Below are 9,501 nucleotides of genomic sequence, written 5' to 3'. Positions count from 1 at the left end.
CACACCCACCCAACCACTCCCCCCCCCCCTCACCCCCCCCCCCCCCCCACCCCTCTTCAGTAGCGGGGACAGGATTTGAACCTGCGACCTCTGGGTTATGAGCCCAGCGAGCTACCGAGCTGCTCCACCCCGCGTCGGTAAAACCACAGTAGCACGACGCGGGGTGGAGCCATTACCGCTAGCCGGTCGGCGGGGTGGCGGCCGGCGGGGTGGGCTCCTTCAGCTTCGCCTCCGCGTCGATCGCCCGCTTCAGCGCCGCCTGGAGATCGCCCTGGGCCTTGCCGTACGCCGTCCAGTCGCCGGCCTTCAGCGCCTTGTCGGCCTCATCGACCGCCTTCTGCGCGTCGGCGAGGGCCGCCTTGACCGTCGGGTCCTGGTTGGCCGGCGGCGTGGTGGTGCCGTCACCGGTCGGGGGCGGCGTGGTCGGCGGGACCGGTGTGGTCGGAGCCTCGGCCCCGAACACCACGTTCAGCGCCTTCTCCAGCGTGTCCTCGAAGGCGGTCTGGCCGCCGTAGGTCACGAGCACCTTGCGCAGCAGCGGGTACTTCAGCCCGGAGCTGCGTACGTACACCGGCTCCGCGTAGAGCATGCCGCCGTCGAGCGGCACCGAGAGCAGGTTGCCGTACTCGACCTCGGAGTCGCCACCGCGCAGCAGGCGGATGGACTCGGCGATCTTCGGCTCGGACTGGAACTTGCTCTGCACCTGCTTGGGGCCGTCGACCGGCTTGCTGGTCGGCAGCTTCAGGATTCTGATCTTGCCGTAGTCCGAGGTGCTCGGATCGGCGTTGACCGCCATGAAGGCGCTCAGGTTGTCCCGCTCGTTCGGCGTGAGCGTCGTGGTGAGCGAGAAGACCTGGTCCTTCTCCTTCTGGCCCGGCATCTTCATCGACAGGTAGTACGGCGGAACCGCCGTACCGGGCTTGGCCGTCGGGTCGTCCGGGACGGCCCAGGCCTCACTGCCGCTGAGGAAGGTCTGCGGGTCGGTGACGTGGTACCGGGTCAGCAGCTCGCGCTGGACCTTGAAGAGGTCCTGCGGGTAGCGGATGTGGTCCATGAGCGCCTTGGAGATCTCGCTCTTGGCCTTGACCGTGCCCGGGAACGCCTTCATCCAGGTCTTGAGGACCGGGTCCTCGGTGTCCCACTGGTACAGGCTGACCGTGCCGTCGTACGCGTCGACGGTGGCCTTCACCGAGTTGCGGATGTAGTTGACCTGGTTCTCCTGGGCCACCACCGCGCGCTGGTTGTTGGTCAGCGAGTCGTGGGTGCTCTCGCCCAGCGTGGTGCGCGAGGCGTAGGGGTAGCCGTTGGTCGTCGTGTACGCGTCGACGATCCACTTGATCCGGCCGTCGACGACCGCCGGGTACGGGGCTCCGTCGATGGTCAGCCACGGGGCGACCGCCTCGACGCGCTCCTTGGGCGTGCGGTTGTACAGGATCCGCGAGCCCTCGCCAATGGCGCCCGAGTACAGGATCTGCGGCTCGCTGAAGGCGAGCGCGTACGCGGCACGGTTGACCGGGTTGTCGAGATTGACGCCGGAGTCGCCCTTGTAGCTCGTCTCCTTCTCGCCCTTGTCGTCCGAGTAGTCGAGCTCCTTCTGCGGGCCGCCGACGATCGAGTACTGCTTCGTCTGCTCGCCGTAGTAGACGCGCTGCTCGAAGTCCGTGCCGAACATCCCCTTGGAGGGCAGGTCGGACTGGGTGAAGTCGGGAGCGCCCTGGTCACCGACGGTGGTGCCCTTGGCCGCGACCACTCCGTAGCCGTGCGTGTACTTGAAGTGGTCGTTGATCCAGTTGTTCTTCGGGATGCCGCCGATGTTCAGCTCGCGCAGACCGATGACCGTGTCCTGGCCGTTGTACCGGTCCACGGCGAGCGTGGACGGGAACGCGTAGTAGCCCTTGACCTGCTGGAGCTGCTGGAAGGCCGGGGAGACGATGTTCGGGTCGAGGAGCCGGATGCTGGCGGTCGTGTCGGCCGCCTTGCGCAGCTGCGCCTTGTTGGTCCCCTCGGCCGGGACGCCCGCGTAGTCCGTGACGTCCGCGTCGGCGACCCCGTAGGCGTCGCGCGTGGCCTTGATGTTCTTCTCTACGTACGGGGATTCCTTGGCCTGCTCGTTCGGCTGGACCTGGAACTTCTGCACGATCGCCGGGTACAGCCCGCCGATCAGGATCGCCGAGAGCACCATCAGGCCGAAGCCGATGACCGGCAGCTGCCAGGTGCGGCGCCACAGCGTCGCGAAGAAGAGCAGCGCGCAGATCGCCGCGATGGCGACGAGGATCGTCTTGGCCGGCAGGTAGGCGTTGGCGTCGACGTAGCGCAGGCCGGTCCAGTTGTCCGCGGCCTTGAAGTCGCTGGACTTCACCGCGAGGCCGTACCGGTCGAGCCAGTAGGCGACCGCCTTGAGCGTGACGAAGAGGCCGAGCAGCACGGACAGGTGTCCGGTCGCCGCGGCGGTGGCCCGCGCGCCGGGGCTGGTGACGCGCAGTCCCCCGTAGAGGTAGTGCACGACGGCCGCGGCGATCACCGAGAGCACGACGGCGGCGAAGCCGAAGCCGAGCAGGAAGCGGTACCAGGGCAGGTCGAAGGTGTAGAACGACACGTCCAGGTGGAACTGGGGGTCCTTCTGACCGAAGGCCACCCCGTTCACGTACATCAGCCAGGTCTTCCACTGGCCGGCCGCCGAGGCGCCCGCGATCAGTCCGACGAGCGCCGCGATGCCGAGCAGCAGCCACTTCCGGTACGGCGCGACGCTCATCCGGTAGCGGTCGAGGCTCTGCTGCTCCATCGACATCGCGCTGAGCGGCGGGCGCAGCCGGTGGGCCAGCCAGATGTTCAGGCCGACGGCGCCGGCCATGAGCAGGCCGAAGACGGCGAAGAGGCCGATCTTGGTCCACAGCGTGGTGGTGAAGACGGTGGAGTACTTGACGGAGCGGAACCAGAGCCAGTCCGTCCAGAAGCCGGCGAACATGATGAACGCCATGGCCAGGACGGCCAGGACGCCCAGAGTCATCAGAAGAGTCCGGGCGCGCCGGGACGGGCGGCCGACTCTCATCCGTGGCCCGGAAGGGCCTCCGCCGCGGTCCGGCATCTGGAAAGCCAAGGTGCGCACCTCGAAAGTCGCTGTGTGTAAGTGATGCTGAGATTTTTTTCAAAGCATGGGCCCCCGATCGTAGGGCCCACCCATGCAACTTACTGAGGCTTTAGTCAGTTCCCGGTATCCGGCGGAAAGGAGGCAGGATGTTGCCCATGTCCAACCTTTCGCCGTCCCCCGGCACCCCGATGGCCGCCACCCCGCTGACCCGTGCCGTCCTCGAAATCGACGAGTACGCCTCCACCCTCGGCTGGGACAAGCCCGCCCGCCTCTTCGCCCTGGTCGACACGGCCAGGCTGCGCAAGGAGGCCCCGGGGGTCGCCCGCCAGCTCGGCCTCGACCAGGACGACACCGGCAAGAACCAGCTCACCCCGATCGAGCAGGACGAGGTCCCGGCCGGGACCCCGCTCGACAAGTTCCTGGGAACCATCGCCTGGCCCCCGTCGATCCTCGGCTGCGCGCTGACCGTGGAGCGGCTGATGCTGCCGCCTTCGGCGGAGTCCTCCGTACCGGAGGGTCTCACCGACAAGCAGCTCGCGAAGTGGGTCGCCGGTCACCCGGAGCGCCAGGAGGTGCGGCTGACCGTGGGCGTCCTGCGCGACGGCTCGCGCGAGTCCGCCGTACGGCTGCGCGAGAAGGACTCCGCGAACGAGGTGCTGACCGGCGCGACCCTGGTCCCCGGGCTCGCCGAGGCACTCGCCGCGACCTTCCTCGACTAGGCCGTCTCCTACGGTCCGGGCGGGCGGCCCGGCGCGGGCCGCCCGGGCACGGTCAGGGCTTGGTGCACTGCGGCAGCCCGGCCGTGTCCCCCTTGCTGATCTTCTGCAGCGCCTTCACCGCGTCGTCGATGGTGGAGACCTTCACCAGCGTCAGCCCGTCGGGCACGCTGGTCAGGGCGGAGGCGCAGTTGTCGGCGGGCGTCAGGAAGTACTCGGCGCCGGCCTCGCGGGCGCCGATGGTCTTCATCTGGATGCCGCCGATCGGGCCGACCTTGCCCGCGTCGTCGATGGTCCCGGTGCCGGCGATGAACTTCCCGCCGGTCAGGTCCTCCGGGGTGAGCTTGTCGACGATGCCCAGCGAGAACATCAGGCCCGCGCTGGGGCCGCCGACGTCCGCGAGCTTGATGTCGATCGTGAACGGGAAGGTGTGGTCGGTACCGGCCCGGATGCCGACGACGGCCCGGCCCTCGGGGCCCGCCTTGCCCGCGATGACCGTGACCTTCGTGGTGGCGGTGGGCTCGCGGTGCGCCTTCTCGGCCTCGGCGGCGTCGGCCGCGGGCACGATCAGGAACTCGACCGGCTCGCCGGGCTTGTGCTTGGTGACGAGCTTGGCCACGTCCTCGGGGGCCGTGACGGGCGCGCCGTCCACGCTCTTGATCACGTCACCGGCGTGCAGCTTGCCCTCGGAGGGGCTGCCCTTGACCACCGAGGCGACGATCACGCGGGACTCGACCGGAATGCCGATCTGCTTGAGGGCGGCCACCTTGGCGCTCTCCTGCGACTGGCTGAACTCCTCGGCGTTCTCCTGCGTGGACTCCTGGTCCGTCTTGCCGTCCGGGTACAGGTTCTCGTGCGGCACGACGATGTTGTCGCCGGCCGCCCAGCCGTAGACCGCCTCCAGCAGGTTCATGTCGTAGTCCGCGCCGGTGACGCGGACCGTCGTCATGTTGAGGTGCCCGGTGGTCGGGTACGTCTTGTGCCCCGAGATGTTCAGGACGGGCTCGCCGTGCGAGTCCCCGAGCGTGTTCACGGTCGGTCCCGGGCTCATCTCGGAGTACGGGACCTTCATGAACACCCCTGCGCAGAGCAGGGCGAAGAGCATGAGGGTGGAAGCGAGCATCGTCGCAGTGCGGCGTGGCATGGATCGACAGTACGGGACGGCCCTCGCGACCGGCCCCCGGGGCCGGTCCGTACGGGGACCCCGGTCCCTCACACGGTGTCGACCGTGTCCTTCTTCCAGTGCGCGTCCGCCTTCGGCCGGGCCTCTTCGGCCTTGCCCATGGCTTCACGGAATCTCGCGTAGCCCGCGAGTTCGGATATGTCCCCCGATGTACGGTCGCGTGCCGCCCAGCTGCCCCATATCGCCGCTCCGATCGCGGCGAACAGCGGAATCAGCAACCACGCCAGTGACGCCATGGGCGTGCCTCCCTACCCCGAAGTACGTGTTGTTGGTGGCTTCAACGCTGGTGCCAGGGAGGGGGTTACGCAAATCGAGGGCGTGTTGCGCGTCCGAACGGGTGCGGGAGCCTTCGGCCGGCCCCCGCCTCAGCAGGTCCTCAGCAGTGCCTCAGCAGGCGCCGACCCACTCCTCCGTGCCGTCCGCGAAGGTCTGGTGCTTCCAGATCGGGACCTCGTGCTTGAGGTCGTCGATCAGCATCCGGCAGGCCTCGAAGGCCTCGCCGCGGTGCGGGCAGGAGACGGCGACGACGACCGCGAGGTCGCCGACGGCCAGGTCGCCGATGCGGTGGACGGCGGCGAGGGCGCGGACCGGGTACTTCTCCACGACGCGCTCGGCGACGCGGCGCATCTCCGCCTCCGCCGAGGGGTGGCAGGAGTAGCCGAGCTGATCGACGTCCGCCCCGCCGTCGTGGTCGCGGACCGTGCCGACGAAGAGCGTGGTGCCGCCCGTCGCGTCGTCGCCGACGGCCTGGAAGACCTCGTCGATCGAGAGCGGGGTCTCGCGGATTTCGAGCAGCCGGATCGGGTCCGGAGCGGCCTGCTCGCCGGGGTGGTCGAAGTGCGGTGCCATACGTCCATCGTGCCCTAGCCGCCGACCCGGCGGAATACCCGTTTCACCAGGGCCGCTCCCGCCCCCTTGGGAGCCTCCTACCAGAACCCGAATGCAGCGCCGCCCAAATCCAGCCCCGCCGGCGTTTGAGGCGATCTTTTCAGCCCCGCCGGCGTTTGAGGCGCGGGGGTCCGGGGGCGGAGCCCCCGGCAGCGGCGCCGCACCGGCACGGTGGCGGCCCCGACCCCGCCGGGGTCAGATCCCCCGCCGCCTGCGCGCTGCGCGAATCGCGGCGGCAGCGCCCAGCAGCGCGACGGTCGCACCCGCCGCACCCGCAGCCGTGGCGTCCTTGCGCCCCAGCCGACGACCGGCCACGGTATGCCGCCCCGCGACCTCCTGGAGGAGCTCCGCCAGCACCTCCTCGTTGGTCCACCGCGGCCGCCAGCCCGCCGCGTGCAGCGCGCTGATGCTGACCACCCACGGATGCATCGTGTACGCCAGGTCACCCGCCGGGGACGGCGTCAGGCCGATCCGGTGCAGCCGGGCCGCCGCGCCGAGGGCCACGGCCGACGGGAGCTCCATGCGGCGGATGCCGCTGAGCTCCTCGACCTCCTCCTGCTCCAGCCAGCCCTCGCAGCCGACCGCCAGCTCCCCCTCGACCTTCTCCAGCGCCGCGTACTCCAGGGCGCTGACCAGGTCCTCCACGTGGCAGAACTGCCAGGTCGGCCGGGATCCGGCCACCACGAGCAGCCGGGGCGACTCGAAGTACCGGGTCAGCGCCGTGTCCGTGCCGCCGACCAGCACCGCCGGGCGGACCACGGTGACGTTCAGGCCGGGGTGCGCGCGCGGCGCCCGACGGCCGAGCCGCTCGATCTCCAGCAGGTCCCCGACCCCGGTCGCCTCGGCGGTGGCCCGCAGCTCGGCGTCCTCGGAGAGCGGGATGTCGTTGTCGGGCAGGGCCCCGTAGACCATCGCCGAGGTGCAGAGCACGACGCGGTGCACCCCGGCCGCCGCGGCGGCGGTGAGCACGGTCTGGGTCCCGCGCACGTTGTACGCGGTACGGGCCGCCGGGTCCGTCTCCAGGTCGAGGTCGAGCGCCAGGTGCACCACGACGTCCGCGCCGCGCAGCTTCTCCGCGATCGCGGGGTCGCGCACGTCGAGGAGGTGCCACTGCGCGGCCGTGGTCTCCCCGCGCCGCTCGTCGATCGCGACGACCTGCTTGACCTCGTCGGACGCGGCCAGTCTGGCCACCAGAGCGGCGCCCACTCCCGAGGCGGCGCCGGTCACGGCGATCACGGGGCCTCGGACGGCCGGGTTACGCGGCTGGCGAACGCCCTGGGCGCCGTCACCGTTCTCAGGGCGGATTTCGGCGTCCTTCGGCCCGCGGCTCTGCTTTTCCGAGCCGTTCTTGTCCAAAGCGTGCGGATCTGGGGAACTCACCAGGCGTCTCCAGCGGTTGTCTTCAGTAGGAGACGCGCCATGACGCGTACCTACCAGGTGATGTCCATCCTGCCGCAGCCCAGGAGTCGGCGGAGCACCGAGCCCGGAAGCGGGTCTGGTGTCTACGCTGGGTGGTGTTGTCGATTCCATTGCCCGCCGGCACCCACCGGCGGCCCTATGAGCCGAGGAAACCCGTGAGCGACACCCCATTCGGATTCGGTCTTCCGCCCGAGGAGCCTACGAACGGCGACGAAGGCAAGAAGAAGGGCAATGAGGGCGGTCAGAGCGGCCCGAATCCGTTCGGGTTCGGCTCGGGCATGCCCGGCGGACTGCCGGGAGGCGCCGGCGGTCAGGGCGCCGACAACCCCTTCGCCGCGATGTTCGGCTCGATGAACCCGAACGACCTCGGCGCCGCCTTCCAGCAGCTCGGCCAGATGCTGAGCTACGAGGGCGGCCCGGTCAACTGGGACATGGCCAAGGACATCGCCCGCCAGACCGTGGCGCAGGGCACCTCGGACGGGGTGAAGGACGCCAGCGTCGGCCTCGCCGAGAAGTCGGCGGTGGAGGAGGCCATGCGCCTCGCCGACCACTGGCTCGACGACGTCACCTCGCTGCCGTCGGGCGCCGCGACGGCCGTCGCGTGGAGCCGTGCCGAGTGGGTCGAGGAGACCCTCCCGGTGTGGAAGGAGCTCGTGGACCCGGTCGCCGAGCGCGTCGGCGCGGCCATGGGCGGCGTGCTGCCCGAGGAGATGCAGGCCATGGCGGGCCCGCTGCTCGGGATGATGCGCTCCATGGGCGGGGCCATGTTCGGCCAGCAGATCGGCCAGGCCGTGGGCACCCTCGCGGGCGAGGTCGTGGGCTCCACCGACATCGGCCTCCCGCTGGGCCCCACCGGCAAGGCCGCGCTGCTCCCGCTGAACATCGAGAGCTTCGGCAAGGACCTGGGCGTCTCCTCGGACGAGGTCCGGCTGTACCTGGCGCTGCGCGAGGCCGCGCACGCGCGCCTCTTCGCGCACGTGCCGTGGCTGCGCTCGCACCTCTTCGGCGCCGTCGAGGGCTACGCGCGGGGCATCAAGGTCGACACCTCGAAGCTGGAGGACGTGGTCGGCCAGCTCGACCCGTCGAACCCGGAGCAGCTGCAGGAAGCCCTCCAGGGCGGAATGTTCCAGCCGCAGGACACCCCCGAGCAGAAGGCCGCGCTGGCCCGCCTGGAGACGGCGCTCGCGCTGGTCGAGGGCTGGGTGGACGCGGTCGTGCACGCGGCGGCCTCGCCCCGGCTGACCTCGGCGGACGCCATGCGCGAGACCATGCGCCGGCGGCGCGCCTCGGGCGGTCCGGCGGAGCAGACCTTCGCGACCCTGATCGGGCTGGAGCTGCGGCCGCGCCGGCTGCGCGACGCCTCCCGGCTGTGGGCCTCGCTCACCGACGCGCGCGGCGTGGACGGGCGCGACGGGCTGTGGGAGCACCCGGACATGCTGCCGACGGCCTCGGACCTGGACGACCCGGACGGGTTCGTGCACCGCGAGCAGCTGGACTTCTCCGAGATCGACAAGATGCTCGGCGAGGCGGCAGAGAAGCGCGAGCAGGACGGCGAAGACAAGAAGTGAGCCTGTACGAAGACGCGGTGCTGGTCCTGAAGTCCTACGGGGACCAGCCCGAGCTGCGCGACCTGTACCTGGAACACCTGGCGGCCCACCCGGACGGGGTCTACAAGCCCTGCCGGGCCGGGCACATCACGGGCAGCGCCCTGGTGATCGACCCGGCGCGGGGCCGCGTACTGCTGACCCTGCACAAGAAGCTCGGCATGTGGCTCCAGATGGGCGGGCACTGCGAGCCCGGTGACACCACGCTCGCCGCGGCCGCGATGCGCGAGGCCGTGGAGGAGTCCGGCATCGCCGAAGGGCTGACGCTGCTGGCGGGCGGACCGGTGCGGCTCGACCGGCATCCGATCCCGGCGCCGTGCAACTGGCACCTGGACGTGCAGTACGCGGCGCTGGCGCCCGCCGAGGCGGTCGAAGCCATCAGCGAGGAGTCGCTGGACCTGCGCTGGTTCCCGTACGCGGAGGTGGCGGCGGTGGCCGACACCTCGGTGGTGCGGCTGATGGAGGCGGCCCGGGCGCGGCTCTGACCCGGCCCGGCACAGCGAGAGGGGGGGGGGCCCCCCGGCGGGGGGGGCCCCCCCCCCGAGGGGCGGGGGGCGGGGGCGGGCGCCGCGGGGCGAAAAGGCGGGGTGGTGGTGTTGTGGG

The 9,501-nt window shown here is 70.7% G+C and carries 8 protein-coding genes and 1 tRNA gene; 3 read left to right on the top strand and 6 right to left on the bottom strand.

The genetic code is table 11. The annotated features are described in order from the left end of the window. Positions 1 to 60: 60 nt before the first annotated feature. Together ACFXDJ_RS25810 and ACFXDJ_RS25805 are read right to left on the bottom strand one after the other, a co-directional pair. A tRNA-Met gene (locus tag ACFXDJ_RS25810) sits at positions 61 to 134 on the bottom strand. Positions 135 to 178: 44 nt separating this feature from the next. After that, a complete protein-coding gene (locus ACFXDJ_RS25805; protein ID WP_384663326.1) occupies positions 179 to 3,085 on the bottom strand; it encodes a UPF0182 family protein in 2,907 nt (968 codons plus the stop codon). A gap of 149 nt (positions 3,086 to 3,234) precedes the next feature. On the opposite strand from ACFXDJ_RS25805, the gene ACFXDJ_RS25800 reads away from it, so the two are divergent. Beyond that, on the top strand, positions 3,235 to 3,807 hold the full coding sequence (locus ACFXDJ_RS25800; RefSeq protein ID WP_384663324.1) for a PPA1309 family protein: 573 nt from the start codon (positions 3,235 to 3,237) through the stop codon (positions 3,805 to 3,807). 52 nt (positions 3,808 to 3,859) lie between these two features. On the opposite strand, the gene ACFXDJ_RS25795 is transcribed toward ACFXDJ_RS25800, so the two are convergent. The 4 genes from ACFXDJ_RS25795 to ACFXDJ_RS25780 all read right to left on the bottom strand — a co-directional run bounded on the left by ACFXDJ_RS25795 (position 3,860) and on the right by ACFXDJ_RS25780 (position 7,180). After that, positions 3,860 to 4,948 carry a PDZ domain-containing protein gene (locus ACFXDJ_RS25795; protein WP_384663323.1) on the bottom strand — a complete coding sequence of 363 codons (1,089 nt, stop codon included), beginning with the start codon at positions 4,946 to 4,948 and terminating at the stop codon, positions 3,860 to 3,862. Between the two features lie 68 nt (positions 4,949 to 5,016). Continuing rightward, entirely contained in the window at positions 5,017 to 5,223 is a 207-nt protein-coding gene (locus ACFXDJ_RS25790; protein WP_384663321.1) for a hypothetical protein, read from the bottom strand. Between the two features lie 151 nt (positions 5,224 to 5,374). Next, positions 5,375 to 5,836, bottom strand: coding sequence for a molybdenum cofactor biosynthesis protein MoaE (locus ACFXDJ_RS25785; protein ID WP_384663319.1), 462 nt, complete (start codon positions 5,834 to 5,836; stop codon positions 5,375 to 5,377). A gap of 234 nt (positions 5,837 to 6,070) precedes the next feature. Beyond that, complete coding sequence (locus ACFXDJ_RS25780) at positions 6,071 to 7,180, bottom strand: SDR family oxidoreductase (RefSeq protein WP_384656893.1); 1,110 nt, start codon at positions 7,178 to 7,180, stop codon at positions 6,071 to 6,073. A gap of 269 nt (positions 7,181 to 7,449) precedes the next feature. On the opposite strand from ACFXDJ_RS25780, the gene ACFXDJ_RS25775 reads away from it, so the two are divergent. Next, positions 7,450 to 8,862 (top strand): zinc-dependent metalloprotease, encoded by a 1,413-nt coding sequence (locus ACFXDJ_RS25775; protein ID WP_384656860.1) that lies wholly within the window; start codon positions 7,450 to 7,452, stop codon positions 8,860 to 8,862. After that, positions 8,859 to 9,383 (top strand): NUDIX hydrolase, encoded by a 525-nt coding sequence (locus tag ACFXDJ_RS25770; protein ID WP_384656862.1) that lies wholly within the window; start codon positions 8,859 to 8,861, stop codon positions 9,381 to 9,383. The genes ACFXDJ_RS25775 and ACFXDJ_RS25770 overlap by 4 nt, the downstream gene beginning before the upstream one ends. Positions 9,384 to 9,501: the final 118 nt, after the last annotated feature.

Origin of the sequence: Streptomyces sp. NPDC059443, assembly GCF_042750105.1 — a bacterium.
GTDB lineage: Bacteria > Actinomycetota > Actinomycetes > Streptomycetales > Streptomycetaceae > Streptomyces.
The sequence above is the reverse complement of the archived record's forward strand: the minus strand, read 5'-3'. Positions and strand labels throughout refer to the sequence as shown.

Coding starts and splice junctions, on each gene's coding strand:
- ACFXDJ_RS25805 (WP_384663326.1), bottom strand. CDS start 3,085: ATGCCGGACCGCGGCGGAGGCCCTTCCGGGCCACGGATGAGAGTCGGC.
- ACFXDJ_RS25800 (WP_384663324.1), top strand. CDS start 3,235: ATGTTGCCCATGTCCAACCTTTCGCCGTCCCCCGGCACCCCGATGGCC.
- ACFXDJ_RS25795 (WP_384663323.1), bottom strand. CDS start 4,948: ATGCCACGCCGCACTGCGACGATGCTCGCTTCCACCCTCATGCTCTTC.
- ACFXDJ_RS25790 (WP_384663321.1), bottom strand. CDS start 5,223: ATGGCGTCACTGGCGTGGTTGCTGATTCCGCTGTTCGCCGCGATCGGA.
- ACFXDJ_RS25785 (WP_384663319.1), bottom strand. CDS start 5,836: ATGGCACCGCACTTCGACCACCCCGGCGAGCAGGCCGCTCCGGACCCG.